The sequence below is a fragment of the Nonomuraea turkmeniaca genome (assembly GCF_005889735.1).
Lineage (GTDB): Bacteria > Actinomycetota > Actinomycetes > Streptosporangiales > Streptosporangiaceae > Nonomuraea > Nonomuraea turkmeniaca.
This window is the reverse complement of record NZ_VCKY01000088.1, coordinates 1-13,354: the sequence shown is the minus strand read 5'-3', so window position 1 is coordinate 13,354 and position 13,354 is coordinate 1. Positions and strand designations below refer to the sequence as shown.

Annotated in this window: 17 protein-coding genes; 4 read left to right on the top strand and 13 right to left on the bottom strand. The window is 69.7% G+C overall.

The window, feature by feature from the left end:
• Positions 1–18 precede the first annotated feature (18 nt).
• Genes ETD86_RS24920 through ETD86_RS24905 form a run of 4 tightly spaced genes read right to left on the bottom strand, consistent with a single transcriptional unit; the run spans position 19 to position 4,640 of the window.
• Positions 19–1,815: a glycoside hydrolase family 127 protein gene (locus ETD86_RS24920; protein ID WP_138668581.1), complete on the bottom strand. Its 1,797-nt coding sequence runs from the start codon at positions 1,813–1,815 to the stop codon at positions 19–21.
• Complete coding sequence (locus ETD86_RS24915) at positions 1,808–2,572, bottom strand: carbohydrate ABC transporter permease (protein ID WP_138668580.1); 765 nt, start codon at positions 2,570–2,572, stop codon at positions 1,808–1,810. Before ETD86_RS24915 ends, ETD86_RS24920 begins: the two co-directional genes overlap by 8 nt.
• Entirely contained in the window at positions 2,569–3,483 is a 915-nt protein-coding gene (locus ETD86_RS24910; RefSeq protein WP_138668579.1) for a carbohydrate ABC transporter permease, read from the bottom strand. Before ETD86_RS24910 ends, ETD86_RS24915 begins: the two co-directional genes overlap by 4 nt.
• Positions 3,480–4,640: an ABC transporter substrate-binding protein gene (locus ETD86_RS24905; protein ID WP_246148123.1), complete on the bottom strand. Its 1,161-nt coding sequence runs from the start codon at positions 4,638–4,640 to the stop codon at positions 3,480–3,482. Before ETD86_RS24905 ends, ETD86_RS24910 begins: the two co-directional genes overlap by 4 nt.
• Positions 4,641–4,872: 232 nt before the next feature.
• Between ETD86_RS24905 and ETD86_RS24900 the strand changes: the two genes are divergently transcribed.
• The 3 genes from ETD86_RS24900 (at position 4,873) to ETD86_RS24890 (ending at position 7,323) form a co-directional block, all read left to right on the top strand.
• Positions 4,873–5,886 carry a LacI family DNA-binding transcriptional regulator gene (locus ETD86_RS24900; RefSeq protein ID WP_138668577.1) on the top strand — a complete coding sequence of 338 codons (1,014 nt, stop codon included), beginning with the start codon at positions 4,873–4,875 and terminating at the stop codon, positions 5,884–5,886.
• Between the two features lie 77 nt (positions 5,887–5,963).
• Positions 5,964–6,233 (top strand): sulfurtransferase TusA family protein, encoded by a 270-nt coding sequence (locus ETD86_RS24895; protein ID WP_138668576.1) that lies wholly within the window; start codon positions 5,964–5,966, stop codon positions 6,231–6,233.
• Positions 6,234–6,300: 67 nt separating this feature from the next.
• Entirely contained in the window at positions 6,301–7,323 is a 1,023-nt protein-coding gene (locus ETD86_RS24890; RefSeq protein ID WP_138668575.1) for a LacI family DNA-binding transcriptional regulator, read from the top strand.
• Positions 7,324–7,341: 18 nt separating this feature from the next.
• Here the strand turns inward: ETD86_RS24890 and ETD86_RS24885 are convergent, their stop codons facing one another.
• Positions 7,342–8,280 carry a beta-ketoacyl-ACP synthase III gene (locus ETD86_RS24885; protein ID WP_138668574.1) on the bottom strand — a complete coding sequence of 313 codons (939 nt, stop codon included), beginning with the start codon at positions 8,278–8,280 and terminating at the stop codon, positions 7,342–7,344.
• An 82-nt stretch (positions 8,281–8,362) separates the two neighbouring features.
• Between ETD86_RS24885 and ETD86_RS24880 the strand changes: the two genes are divergently transcribed.
• Positions 8,363–8,962, top strand: coding sequence for a TetR/AcrR family transcriptional regulator (locus ETD86_RS24880; RefSeq protein WP_138668573.1), 600 nt, complete (start codon positions 8,363–8,365; stop codon positions 8,960–8,962).
• A 66-nt stretch (positions 8,963–9,028) separates the two neighbouring features.
• Here ETD86_RS24880 and ETD86_RS24875 read toward each other — a convergent pair whose 3' ends face one another.
• The 8 genes from ETD86_RS24875 to ETD86_RS24845 all read right to left on the bottom strand — a co-directional run bounded on the left by ETD86_RS24875 (position 9,029) and on the right by ETD86_RS24845 (position 13,231).
• Positions 9,029–9,241 (bottom strand): hypothetical protein, encoded by a 213-nt coding sequence (locus ETD86_RS24875; RefSeq protein WP_138668572.1) that lies wholly within the window; start codon positions 9,239–9,241, stop codon positions 9,029–9,031.
• A 37-nt stretch (positions 9,242–9,278) separates the two neighbouring features.
• Positions 9,279–9,629 (bottom strand): nuclear transport factor 2 family protein, encoded by a 351-nt coding sequence (locus tag ETD86_RS24870; protein WP_138668571.1) that lies wholly within the window; start codon positions 9,627–9,629, stop codon positions 9,279–9,281.
• A gap of 3 nt (positions 9,630–9,632) precedes the next feature.
• Entirely contained in the window at positions 9,633–9,950 is a 318-nt protein-coding gene (locus ETD86_RS24865; RefSeq protein ID WP_138668570.1) for a DUF3140 domain-containing protein, read from the bottom strand.
• Between the two features lie 29 nt (positions 9,951–9,979).
• A complete protein-coding gene (locus tag ETD86_RS24860; protein WP_138668569.1) occupies positions 9,980–10,633 on the bottom strand; it encodes a response regulator in 654 nt (217 codons plus the stop codon).
• Positions 10,630–11,265: a sensor histidine kinase gene (locus ETD86_RS57185; RefSeq protein WP_211370285.1), complete on the bottom strand. Its 636-nt coding sequence runs from the start codon at positions 11,263–11,265 to the stop codon at positions 10,630–10,632. The genes ETD86_RS24860 and ETD86_RS57185 overlap by 4 nt, the downstream gene beginning before the upstream one ends.
• Complete coding sequence (locus ETD86_RS57180; RefSeq protein WP_211370284.1) at positions 11,181–11,816, bottom strand: DUF7134 domain-containing protein; 636 nt, start codon at positions 11,814–11,816, stop codon at positions 11,181–11,183. Before ETD86_RS57180 ends, ETD86_RS57185 begins: the two co-directional genes overlap by 85 nt.
• Positions 11,817–11,846: 30 nt before the next feature.
• On the bottom strand, positions 11,847–12,434 hold the full coding sequence (locus ETD86_RS24850; RefSeq protein WP_138668568.1) for a hypothetical protein: 588 nt from the start codon (positions 12,432–12,434) through the stop codon (positions 11,847–11,849).
• 446 nt (positions 12,435–12,880) lie between these two features.
• Positions 12,881–13,231 carry a CAP domain-containing protein gene (locus ETD86_RS24845; RefSeq protein ID WP_211370283.1) on the bottom strand — a complete coding sequence of 117 codons (351 nt, stop codon included), beginning with the start codon at positions 13,229–13,231 and terminating at the stop codon, positions 12,881–12,883.
• Positions 13,232–13,354: the final 123 nt, after the last annotated feature.

The following is a 13,354-nucleotide window of genomic DNA, read 5'->3' as shown; positions in this document are numbered from 1 at the left end:
GTGCATACTCCAGAGGGTTCAGATAGGCAGCCATACACGCATGGTCGCGGGACCCCGGTTGCCCCACCGGTGGTAAGGGATGAGCCGCAGCCGCACGTCCGAGGCGTCCATGCGGTCGTTCCGCGCCGGCGAGTAGGGCCAGCCGTCGCCGTCGCTGTCGCCGAGCGCCGCCTCGACCTCGAGCTCGACCACGCCGTTCGCCGCGTGCTCCGCGGGTGGCTGGACCCGCACGGCCAGCTCGGCCAGCGGCGGCTCGTCGCCCACGGACTCGGCGCAGTAAACGAGCGGACCCCGCTCGACCGCCGCGCACCCCCGAAGCGCGTCGATCTTGCTGTTGGGGAACGTCCACCGCGGCGGCATCGGCAGCTCCAGCCGGAGCTCGTCACCCGCCCGCCAGGGGCCGTCGGCGACCGCGTACCCCGGGGTCACCTCGCGGACCGTCCCGCCGTGCGCGAGCCTCGCGTCCGACGCCCAGGCCGGGACGCGCAGCTTGATCCGCCCGTCGCCGTCCTCCAGCACCCGGACCGTCACCGCTCCGTCCCACGGGTAGCCGGTCTCCACCCGCACCGCCAGCCCGCCGCTCCGGATCTCCGACGGCGTGAAGTGGTGGATCTGCAGACCGTCCGCCGCGGTCGTGGCCATGTAGGCGGGCAGGGAGGCCAGTGTGCGGGCGATGTTGTTCGGGCAGCAGGACACGTCGAACCAGGGCGAGCGCAACCCGCCCTCGGCGGCGTGGTTCACGCCTTCGAGCGGCACCGCGGGCACCCGTACCTGCAGCGGGTTGGCGTAGAAGAACGTCCGGCCGTCCAGCGCCACGCCGGTGGCGAGCATGTTGTACAGGGTGCGCTCGGCCAGGTCGGCGTAGCGGGCGTCGCCGGTGGCCAGCAGCAGCCGGTGCGCCAGCATGATGGACGCGATGCTCGCGCAGGTCTCGTTGTAGGCGCGGTCCGGCGGCAGCTCGTAGTCGTCGCCGAACGACTCGTCGATGTGCCGCGACCCCATGCCGCCGGTCAGGTGCGTACGCCGGGCGATCGTCCGCTCCCACTGCGCCTCGACCGCTTTCAGCAGCTCCTGGTCGCCGGTCTCGACGGCCACGTCCACCACGCCGGAGGCGAGGTAGAGCGCCCGTACGGCGTGCCCGCGGAACACCTGCGCCTGGCGGACCGGCACGTCGTCCTGGAAATAGCCGCGGCCGAAGTGGATCTCGGCGAGCGCGGGCAGGCCGCGCCGCTCGACGAAGCGCTTGGCCATCTCCAGGTACCGCTCGGCCCCGGTCGCCCGGTAGAGCTCGACGAGCGCCATCTCGATCACGGGGTGACCGCAGGTCTCCGTGCCCTCCATGAAGCGGCGGCAGACGTGGTCGGCGGCCCGCACCGCCACCTGCGTCAGCCGGTCCTCGCCGTGCATGCGCAGCCTGGCCACCCCGGCCTGGATGAGGTGGCCGTAGCAGTAGAGCTCGTGGCCCCATTCGAAGTCGGTGTAGCGGCTGCCGGACCAGCGCGTGTTGATGTAGCCGTCGCCTTCCTGGGCCTGAGCAACGGTCTCGGCCAGCGCCGGCAGCCCCGGATGGTCGGCCCAGGCCATGGCCTCCAGCAGCTTGTAGATCTCCGAGTCGCTGAACTCCCGGCCCCTGCGGGGGCGCTCGCCCCGGAAGTTGCCGATCCAGCCCTCGCGTTCTTCCCATTCCTGGCAGTGGGCGATGGTGACCTCACGGTTGAGCGCCACCCGGTCGCCCCAGAAACCGGGCGAGAGGCGCACCGCGTCGAGGCCGAGTGGGGACAGGACGCCCGATGAGGGCAGGACGGGATTAGCCACGCAGAGCTCCTGACATGAATCCGCGCACGTAGTGGCGCTGCAACACGATGAAGAGGATGAGACAGGGGAAGGCCATGACCATGACGCCGGCCTGGAGCATGCCGTAGTCGATCGCACCGAACGTCTGCTGCGTCATGCTGACCACGGCCACCGGCAGGGTGAACGAGGCGCCGTCGTTGAGCAGGATGAGCGGCGCGAAGAAGTCGTTCCACGAGGCGAGGAACGCGAACAGGCCCACCGTGATCAGCGCGGGCCGCACGGCCTGCAGCAGGATCCTGGTGAAGGCGCGGAAGGTGCCGCAGCCGTCCACCAGCGCCGCCTCCTCCAGCTCGCGCGGCAGCGCCTCGAACGCGTTGCGCATCATGAACAGCGCGAAAGGCAGCTGGAACATCACGAACACCAGCGACAACCCGACCAGCGAGTTCTGCAGCCCGATGTAGCCGAGCAGCACGTAGAGCGGGATGAGGATCGTCGCGTACGGCACCATGAGAATCGCCAGCGTGGCCAGGAACAGCAGATTCTTGCCAGGGAAATCGAAACGGGCGAAACCGTAGCCGCCGAGCGCGGAGACGATCAGCGTGCCCGCCACGGTCATGACGGAGACCAGCAGGCTGTTGGTCGCGTACGTGCCGACGCCCTCACCGAACTGGGCCATCTCCAGGTAGTTGGCCGGCTCCTCCAGCGAGGCGTAGCCGCTCCACACCAACGGGAACAGGAACAGCACCGCCAGGGCGGACAACGTGAGGTAACGGCTCATCGCAGCCTCCGCATCATCACCGTGTTGAGCCCGACGAGGGCCACGAGCAGCACGACCGACAGCGCCGCGGCGCCGCCGAGGTCGAAGCGGAAGAACGCGTCGCGGTAGACGACCATGACCATGGAGACCGTGCTGTTGTCCGGGCCGCCGTTGGTGAAGACGAAGAACTGGTCGAAGGCCAGCAGCGAGCCCGTGATGCTGAGGATGAGCATCAGCGCCAGCGTCGGGCGCAGCAGCGGCAGCGTGATCTTGGTGAAGACCTGCCAGCGGTTGGCGCCGTCGCTCCGCGCGGCCTCGTACACCTCGGTCGGGATGGCCTGCAGGCCGGTCAGCAGGATCAGCATGTTGAACCCGGCGAAGCGCCAGATCACCAGCGTGATCGTGGAGAACAGCGCCATGTTGGGCGTGCCGATCCACTTCACCGGCTCGTCGGTGATGCCCAGCGACTGGAGCATGGGGTCGATGGGGCCGAAGTCGTTGTTCAGCATGCCGTAGAACAGCAACCCGGCCGCGGCGAAGCCGACCGCGCCGGGCAGGAAGAAGGCCGTCCTGAAGAACCCGATGCCCGGCTTGCGATCCTGCACCAGCAGGGCCAGGCCCAGCGCCACCGCGGACAGCAGGACGGTGGTGATGGCGGTGTATTTGAGGGTGAAGAGGACGGCGTCGACGAAGAGCGGGTTGTCGGCGATCTTGACGTAGTTGGTGGGAGCGTTGAACGTGGCCTGGCCGAGCAGGGGCCAGCGGTTGAGCGACATCCACACGACCAGCACCAGGGGCGCGATGAAGAGCACGCCCACGATGACCGCCGTCGGCGCCGCGTACAGCCAGCCCTGGACCTTCCTGCTCCGCCACCGGGCGGACGGCGCGGAGTGTGCCGGCCGCCGCCCGGATCGCGTGATCGTCAAGGTCATTGTTGCAGCGACTTCGTTATCTCGGCGTTGAGCTGCGGCAGCTTCGAGACGTCACCGAACACGGCCTCGCGGGCGTAGCGCAGCCACGGGCCCTGCGGGTCGTTGAACGTCTGCCCGAAGCGCAGCGCGAACGGGGTCTGGCCCTTGGCCACCAGCGAGTTGATCAGCACCACGCGCGGGTCCTCGGCGGAGTACTTGTTGCTGGCCAGGTCGGTGCGGGCGAGCACGTCCTTGTTCTTGGCCATGACCTCGACCTGGGCCTGGTCGGAGACCGTCCAGGACAGGAACTCCCAGGCGGCGTCGGCGTTCTTGCTGGTGGAGGAGATGCCGACGGAGTCGCCGCCGACGAACGTCGACTCACCGCCGTCGGGGCCGGCGATCGGGGTGACACCGATCTTCATGTCCTTCGGCATCAGGCCCAGCGTGGTCGAGGGCATCGGCATGACGCCGATCTCACCCTTGGGGAAGAAGCCGGTCCAGGTCGGGCCCTGCTCCTCCTTGGCCGTCGGGCCGGTGGCCTTCTTCTCGTACAGCTCGCGGTAGATCTTGAAGACGTCGGTCATCGCGGCCTGGTCGTTGAGCGACTGCGTGCCCTCGGCGTTCATGACCTGGCCGCCGGAGGCCCAGACGGAGGGCCAGAACGTGAAGACGTAGCAGCCGCCGCAGTTGCCGCCGAAGAACGTGCCGTGGACCTTGCCGTCCTTGCCCAGCTTCTCCTGGATGGTGGTGGCGTGCTGGGCGAACTCCTTCAGCGTCTTCGGGCCCTGCTCGGGGTCGAGCCCGGCCTTCTCGTACAGGTCCTTGTTCCAGAACCAGACCGACAGGTCAAGGGTGTGCGGCAGGGTGTACATCTTGCCGTCGAGCGTGCCCAGCTTCATGTGCGAGGGCGCGAGCCCGGCCTTGTGCGGCAGGGCGTTGACCCTGTCCGTGATGTCCATGAACAGGCCTTGTGAGGTGTAGTTCGGGACGAAGATGACGTCGGCCGCGAACACGTCGGGCAGTTGCTTGGCACCTGCCGCCGCGGCGATGCGCGGCTGGTAGTTGTCCGTGGGGATGACGGTGAGCTTCACCTGGTTCTTGTGGGTCTTGTTGTACTCCTGGACCAGCCGCTCGCTCTGCGTCTGCGTGGCGGCGCGGGTCCACATCGTGATAGTCACGGGAGTGTCCGCGGCTTGCGTGCTGCCCCCGCCTCCGCCGTCGCCTCCGCCGCTGCCGCAGGCCGCTGCTGTGAGCGCTAACACACCGAGAAGGGAGATCCCGGCCAGCCTTCGTCTCATGATGTGCTCCTGGACTTAAAGGTTTTCGGAAACGTAGAAGAAACCTGTCTCACTGTCAATGGGTGTTAGGGTTCTATGCAGTTCACAGCCGACCGAAAAGGGTTTCGAAAGCATGGCGACTAAGCGGGCGACCATCAGCGATGTGGCCTCGCTGGCGGGGGTGTCGATCGCCACGGCGTCCAAGGCGCTCAACGGGCGCCAGGATGTGCGAGCGGCCACGCGCGAGCGGGTGCTGGCCGCCGCGGCGGAGCTCTCCTTCCAGCCCAACGCTCTGGCCAGGGGGCTGCTGTCGGGCCAGACCCGCACGGTGGGGCTGCTGACCTCCGACAGCGTCGGCCGGTTCGGCATCCCGGTGCTGCTCGGCGCGGAGAACGCGTTCGGCGCCGGCGAAATGGCCGTGCTCCTCTGTGACGCGCGCGGCGACGCGATCAGGGAGCAGTACCATCTGCGGGCCCTGCTGTCACGCCGGGTGGACGGGCTGATCGTGGTGGGCGAGAGCACCAACCCGCGGCCGTCGGTGAGCAAGGACCTGCCGGTGCCGGTCGTGTACGCGTACGGGCCGTCCGAGGACCCCGACGACGTGTCGTTCGTGCCGGACGACGTGGGGGCCGCGGCCATGGCCGTCAACCACCTGCTGGCCATGGGACGTCGCCGGATCGCGCACGTCACCGGACCCACCCACTACAAGGCCGCCCGAGACCGCGAGGAAGGGCTGCGTCTGGCGTTGGCCGAGGCCGGTCTCGAGCAGGTCGGTCAGACGTTGTCGGGGCCGTGGTCGCAGCGATGGGGGCGGCACGCGGCCGAGATGCTGCTCATGTCCGAGCCCGAGATCGACGCCGTATTCTGCGGCAGCGACCAGGTCGCGGCCGGGTTCGTGGAGACGGCGCGGGAGCGGGGGCGGCGGGTGCCCGACGACATCGCGGTGGTCGGCTACGACAACTGGGAGGTCCTGTCCACCGAGACCCGGCCCGCGCTGACGACCGTGGACATGAACCTGGAGCTGCTGGGCAGGACGGCGGCCCAGCACCTGTTCGCGGCCATCGACGGCAAGGCGACGCCCGGCGTGCACAAGATGCCCTGCCAGCTCGTCATCCGCGACTCCACGTCACCGCCCGGCGTCTCCTGACGCTCGCCCGAGACACCGCGAGCGAGTCCTCAGGCACCGAGTGGGTGAACGGGTCGCACGGGTGGTTTCCTAGGCTTATGCCTGATCTCGTCGTGGACGGTCGCGACAAGCTGTGCGTTCAACTGCTCATCAAGCTGCGCGCCCACGTACGCCGGGCCGGGCCCGGCGCCGTCATCCACCTGATCGCCACCGACCCGGCCGCCCCTGTGGACCTGCCGGCTTGGTGCCACCTGACCGGCCACACCTACCTGGGACAGGTGGAGGGAGCCGAGCGACCCACGTTCGCGCTGCGCGTGGCCGGCACCGCGGAGGAGACCGAGGACACCAGGCCCTGGCACGTGGCTTAATCGGTTAATACATCCCCTCCGGATTAGCCTACAGTAGGCGTGGTTACCCGGTTCAGAGAGGATGCCAGTGAAGCGACCGACGATCGCCGACATCGCCAGCCGGGCCGGCGTCTCCAAGGTGGCGGTGTCCTACGCGCTCAACGGCCAACCGGGGGTGTCGGAAGCGACGCGGGCCAGGATCATCGCCATCGCCGACGAGATCGGCTGGCGCCCCAACAGCGCCGCCCGGGCGCTCAACGGCGCCCGGGCCAACTGCGTCGGCCTCGCGCTGTGCCGTCCCGCCAGGATTCTGGGTGTCGAGCCGTTCTTCATGGAGCTGATCAGCGGCATCGAGGGTGTGCTCGCCGACCGGTCGTACGCGCTGCTGCTGCAGGTGGTCTCCAGCCACCAGCAGGAGAGCGAGGTCTACCGGCGCTGGTGGGGCGAGAGCCGCATCGACGGCGTCTTCCTCGTCGACCTGCACTATGCGGACGCCCGCGTGACGGAGCTTGAGCGGCTCGGCATGCCGGTCGTGGTCATCGGCCACCCGTCCCAGTCCGGCTCGTTGTCGGCCATCTGGTCCGACGACGGCCAGGCCGTCCGCGAGACCGTCGGCTACTTGGTGGCGCTCGGCCACCGCCGCATCGCCCGGGTGGCGGGGTTGTCGGACCTGGTCCACACCGCCGTCCGCGACCAGGCGTTCGCCGAGGCCTGCCAGGGGACGGCCGAGCACGTCACCGTGCACACGGACTACACCGGCGAGGAAGGCGCCCGGGCCACCCGCCGGCTGCTCAGCTCACCCGACCGGCCCACGGCGATCATCTACGACAACGACATCATGGCCGTGGCGGGCCTGTCCGTCGCCCAGGAGATGCGGGTGCGGGTGCCGGGCGAGCTCTCCATCGTGGCCTGGGACGACTCGCCGCTGGCCCAGGTCGTGCGCCCGCCGCTGACGGCGCTCACCCGTGACATCCCGGCCTACGGGACACACGCTGCCCAGCGGCTGCTGGCGTTGATCGCCGGCGAGAGCGTGACCCCCTACGAGGACCAGGCGGCGGTGCTCACGCCACGCGGCAGCACGGGCCCCGCACCCGCCCCGGCGAAGGCGTAGATCCGGCCACGGACCACGTCAGGGGCAGCGGACCACCATCCCCGCGTAGGACAGGTTGCCGCCGAAACCGAAGAGCAACATCGGCGCGCCGCGCTGGACCACCCCCTGCTCCAGGAGCTTCGACAGCGCCAGGGGGACGCTCGCGGCCGAGGTGTTGCCCGACTCCACGACGTCGCGCGCCACGATCGCGTTGACCGCGCCGAGCTTCTTGGCGATGGGCTCGATGATGCGCAGGTTCGCCTGGTGCAGCACCACGGCCGCCAGGTCCTCGGGACGGACACCGCCGCGCTCGCAGGCGCGCTGGGCGATCTCCGGCAGCCGGGTGGTGGCCCACCGGTAGACGGTCTGGCCGTCCTGGGAGAAGCGCGCGGGGGCGCCCTCGATGCGTACGGCGGCGCCCAGCTCGGGCGCCGACCCCCACACGACGGGCCCGATCCCGGCCTCCGGGGCCGCGCTGAGCACGGCGGCGCCGGCGCCGTCGCCGGTCAGCACGCATGTGGTCCGGTCGGTCCAGTCGGTGACCGAGGTCATCTTGTCCGCGCCGACGACCAGCGCGTTCGTGGCGGCACCGGCGCGGATTGTGTGGTCGGCCACCGCCAGGGCGTGGGTGAAGCCCGAGCACGAGACGCCGACGTCCATCAGGGCCGCGGCCGGTACGCCGAGCCGGACCGCGACGCGGGAGGCGACGTTCGGGGCGCGCTCGGTCTGCGTGCAGGTCGCGATCAGCACCAGGTCGATGTCGGCCGGGTCCAGGCCACTGCCGGCCAGGGCCTTCGCGGCGGCGTGCCCGGCCAGGTCCGCCACGCTCTCCTCGGGCCCCGCCACATGCCTGGCGCGGATGCCGACCCGCTGCCTGATCCACTCGTCGCTGGTGTCCACCATCCCCGCCAAATCATCATTTGTCATGACCTGGGCAGGTTGGTAGTGACCTGTGGCGACAAGTCGTGATCCACTCATGGGATCGGACTATAGCAACCGAACGTTCGGACGCTAAAGTGGCCCACATGAGCCCGCACACCCACGCCGCACGGTGGCCCGGATGAGCCCGCGTAAGTCCGCCGCCGAAGCCCTTGGCACCCGATCGGCGATTCTCGACCGCTCGGTCGCCATCGCCTCCCTCGAAGGGCTCGAAGGGCTGACCATCGGCCGCCTCGCCGGCGAACTGGGCATGAGCAAGTCGGGCGTGCTCGGGCACTTCGGCTCCAAGGAGGCACTGCAACTCGCCGTGCTCGACCGTGCGGCGGACATCTTCCTTGCCGAGGTCTGGGTGCCCGCCCGGCCCGCCGCCCCCGGCCTGCACCGGCTGCGCGAGTTGTGCGAAGCGTGGATCTCCTACCTGGACCGGGGAGTCTTCCCTGGCGGGTGCTTCTTCGTGGCGGCGGCGCACGAGTTCGACGGCCGGGAGGGGCCGGTGCGGGACGCCATCGAGGCTCGGTTCGACGGCTGGCGCGGGCGGTTGCGCAAGGAGGCGCGACGCGCGGCCGAGGCCGGCGACCTGCCGGTGGGCACGGACGCCGAGCAGCTGGCGTTCGAGCTGCTCGGCCTGATCATGGCACTGAACCACTCCATCCAGCTGCACCGCGACCCCGAGGCCGCCGGCCGCGCCCGCCGCGCCGTGCACGCCCGCCTGAGCGGCTAGCGTCGCCAGGCGCGGCGCTTGCCCACGAGCGCCGAGTTGCGCCGCCGCCGGCCGGCGGCCGGGGGGTCAGCTCGCCGCGAGCCGGTCGAAGAGCTCCAGCGCGGCCTTGCGCACGTCCTCGGGAGACAGCCCGTCCAGCGTCCTCCTGGCCTGCGTGATGTCGCGCGTGGTGGCCAGCGTGATCGCCACGGACGAGGCCGCGGCACGGTCTATCGATCCCGTCGGGGCGGCGTCTGCCAACTGCTGAGCGCTCGCGGCGAGGTCGAGGTTGTCTCTCAACGGATCTCCTCGGGTGAAGACGGTTCGGCCCATTGCATCATCCGGCGTCGTGTCTCATCCACCATTCGGTGAATTCCCGGCATCGCCCGTCGGGCACGAATCGGATCACCCAAAGATTGCTATAGGTTTTGTCCGGGTACGTGGTGACACCTTGAATGACGCCCACGTCTTCCGTGACGCACACCGGATGCCACTCGAACGTGGCCTCGCCCGGTTTGTCCTGCCGGTCCAGCCACTTCACGACGATCTCGTCCCGCCCCTGCCAGGGCGTGCTGTACGGCTCGGTGTAGTAGACGGCGTCCTCCGTGAACAGGGCGGAGATGTCGTCGGGATCGTTGGAGTTCCACGCTCGGACGTACCCATCGATCCACGGACGCGGCTCGACCATGACTCATCCTCTCAGCGGATCGTGCCCGACGGTCATGAGCGCGCGCCGCGAGTCGTCGTCCGTCCTGTCGCGCATGGTCTCGATCAGTTCGACGACCTGTCGCATCACCTTCAGGTCGTCCTTGGTCAGGTCGCCCTTGCGCTTGCCCAGGACGTGCAGCACGCCCCGGCCGATCTCGTCGATGCCGAGGTCGGGGTCGGGCGGGAAGCCGTCCTCGTCCGAGGCGTCGGCCAGCAGGTATGAGCGCAGCTCTTCGGAGTTCATGTTGACCAAGCGATGGAACTCGTCCCAGAGCAGGTCGTTGTCGAGGCCCTCAGTCATACCGCGCCGCCTACCCGCCAAGCCCCACGTTACGCACCCGGCACGGCCAGCCCCGACTCGTACGCGGCTATCACGGCCTGCACCCGATCCCGCAGCCCCAGCTTGCTCAGCACGTTGCTGACGTGTGTCTTCACGGTGTGCTCGCTGACCACCATGGCTGCGGCGATCTCCGCGTTGGACAGCCCGCGCGCGATCAGCAGCAGCGTTTCGCGCTCCCGCGCCGTCAGCACGTCCAGCGTCGCCACCGGGGTCCGGGCCGCCGGCCGCTTGGTGAACTCGGCGATCAGCTTGCCGGTGACCGCCGGGGAGAGCAGGGACTCGCCGGCCGCCACCACCCGCACCGCGTTCACCAGCTCGTCGCGCCGCACGTCCTTGAGCAGGAAGCCGCTCGCGCCCGCCCGCAGCGCGTCGAACACGTAGTCGTCGAGGTCGAACGTCGTCAGCATCAGCACCCGGCACCCGCTCTCCGCGCACACGATCCTGGCCGCCTCGATGCCGTCCATCCTGGGCATGCGGATGTCGAGCAGCAGCACATCGGGGGTGTGCTCGCGGACCGCGGCCACCGCCTCGGCCCCGTCGCCCGCCTCGGCCACCACGTCGATGTCCGGCTGGGCGTCCAGGATCATCGCGAACCCGCCCCTGACCAGCTCCTGGTCGTCGGCCACGACGACGCGCAGGGTCATGACGCCGCCAGCGGCAGCCGTACCGACACCACGAAGCCCGGACCGTCCTGGCGCGGCCCCGCCGTGGCGTCGCCACCGCAGGCGACGGCCCGCTCGCGGATGCCGATCAGCCCGTTCCCGCCCGAGGGCAGGGCGCGGCCCCCGCCGGCGCCGTTGTCGGTGATGTCGATCATCAGGGTGTCGTCCTCCCAGGTGAGCCGGATGTCGGCGCTGTCCGCGCCGGAGTGTTTGACGATGTTGGTGAGCGCCTCCTGCGTGATGCGGTACGCGGCCACCGCGCTGTCGGGGGCGAGCGGGCGCGGCTCGCCGGACTCGACGAAGGCCACGTCCAGGCCCGTGCCGCCGACCTGCCCGGCCAGCGCGGGCAGGTCGCCGATCGTGGGCTGGGGCGCACGGGGCGGCACCTCGTCGTCTTTCAGTACGCCGAGCAGGCGCCGCAGTTGCACCATCGCGTCGCGCCCGGCCGAGGCGATCGCGTCGAACGCGGCCTCCGCCCTGGCCGGGTGGCTCCGTACCACCACGGGCCCGGCCTCGGCCTGGACCACCATCAGGCTGACCGTGTGGGCCAGGATGTCGTGCATGTCGCGGGCGATCCTGGCCCGCTCGCGCTCGGCGGCGCGCTCGGCTTCCATCTGGCGTTCCCTTTCCAGCCTGTCTGGCGTTCCCTTTCCAGCCTGGCGGTACGTTCCTCGAGTGCGGCAGCGTGGGCGCGGGAGGTGGCGGCGGCCCGGCCGATGGCGTACGCGGCCACGACCTGCACCGTCCCGCGCAGCAGGGTGTCCCATGACCCGGCGGTCAGCAGGGTGCCGGCACAGGTCAGGATGAGCACGATGATCCTCGGCGCCCGGGAGCTGTAGGCGGCGACCGTGTAGAAGCCGACGAGGACGCCGTACCAGATGGGCTGTCGCGCGACGTCGTCGGCGAGGTCGTAGAGCTCGCTCGTGCACAGGCTGACCACCAGGACGGTCACCGGCGCCCGCCGCCGCCACACCAGGGGGAGCGAGGCGGCGATGGCGACCACGTACCCCCACCAGTGCCACGACCCTCCCATCGAGCTCGCCGACGAGATCAGCGGCCACAGCTGGACCACCGTGATCGCTCCGGCGAGCACCCCGTCCACCCACAGATGCGGGAGCGCCTGGAGCCTCCGGCGGGCGACGTCGACCAACGTCAAATCAGACACGGTGTGCCATTGTCCCTCGCGCATGTGTCCCTACACGCATGGGACAAGAGCGTGACGGGCGGCCGGCGCCTCACGCCGGGCCAGCGGCCAGAACGACACCAGCAGGAAGATCGCGCCGACCGGGATCAGGTCCTTGTCGATCATCGGGAGCATGAGGCCGACCAGCACCAGGACCGGCGTCCAGGCCTTGACCGCCTTGCGGAGTGCGACGTGGACGACGAGCGCGAGCTGCGCCACGTAGAACAGGTACGGGCCGGCGTCGTAGACGGCGAGCTGCACCCCCGGCATGGCCTGCACCTGGTCGAAGAGCGGCCCCATGGCGTCGTGGTCGGCCGCCATGAACCCGATCACGATGTCGATCGCGAACTGCGCGATCAGCGTCACGATGCCGGCCGTTCCGGCCACCGCACTCACGGTGGCCACAGCGGTGCGCCCGGTCATGTGCCGCAACCGCCAGAAGATGGGAACGAAGAGGACCAGGGCACCGATGAACGCGAGATGGCCCGTGGTCCAGGCGACCCCAGGGCCCCGGCTGCCATCGAGGCCGTCGAGGATGCGGATCACGCCGTACGCGAGCACGAGCAGCGGCGCGGCGATGAAGGCGAAGCGAGAGTTCATGCGGTGAATCCTCGGCCCGCGACGGGACGGCGGACATCGCCGGTAGGGGCGATCATCTCACTCCCTCGTAAGAGTGAGTGCAAACCGGTCACACCGGCGATCCGCAGCGGCAACGGTGATCGACAGGATGGACGCGTCGCAACAGCCGACCTCACCGCCCGGCGCCGCCGGGGCGGTACGTCGGCCGGTTACCGACAAAGGCAGGTGTCGCGCTGCCAGGCGATCCAGAAATTTGGTGATTTCGATTAGGTAGGGAGGTACTCAGGCGGCTGCCCGCGCACTCTGTCAAGACTGGAGCCGTGTGGGGGCCGGCTCCCAAAGCGCTTGCCGCGAAGGAGGGGACGGCACGTGCCGCGGCTCGGAACGAGCGGTCTGCCAACCGCTGGGCCGATCCGCGGCACGTGCCGGATTACGCCTTACCGAGGCGGCCGGCCGCGTGGATCATCTCAGTGCGCGGCAAAGACCTGGGTCCAATACGAACTGGCATAGCCGACGCCGATGTGGGTGTAGGAGCAGTCGAGAATGTTGCGTTTGTGGCCCGAGCTGCTCATCCAGTCCTTCATGACGGCGGCTGCCGTGCGCTGACCGGCCGCGATGTTCTCGCCCCACGAACTGACGGGCGAGAAGCCCGCGGCCTTGATGCGGTCGCCGGCGTCCTTTCCGCTGGGTGACGTGTGGTCGAAATAGTCCTTGGCGACCATGTCCCTGGAGTGGCCGTAGGCGGCCCTGCGGAGCTCGGCGTCGTGCTTGAGCGGCCGGCATCCGGCCTTGGCCCGCTGCGCGTTCGCCAGGCTCACGACTTGGTTCTCGAGTGTCGTGCCGACCGTCGTGACAGACGACTTCGGCGTCGAGCGGGCGGACGGGGACTGGGCGGTCTTCGTGGGCTTGGGGACGGCTGTCGGCTTCCTGGGGGCCACGGG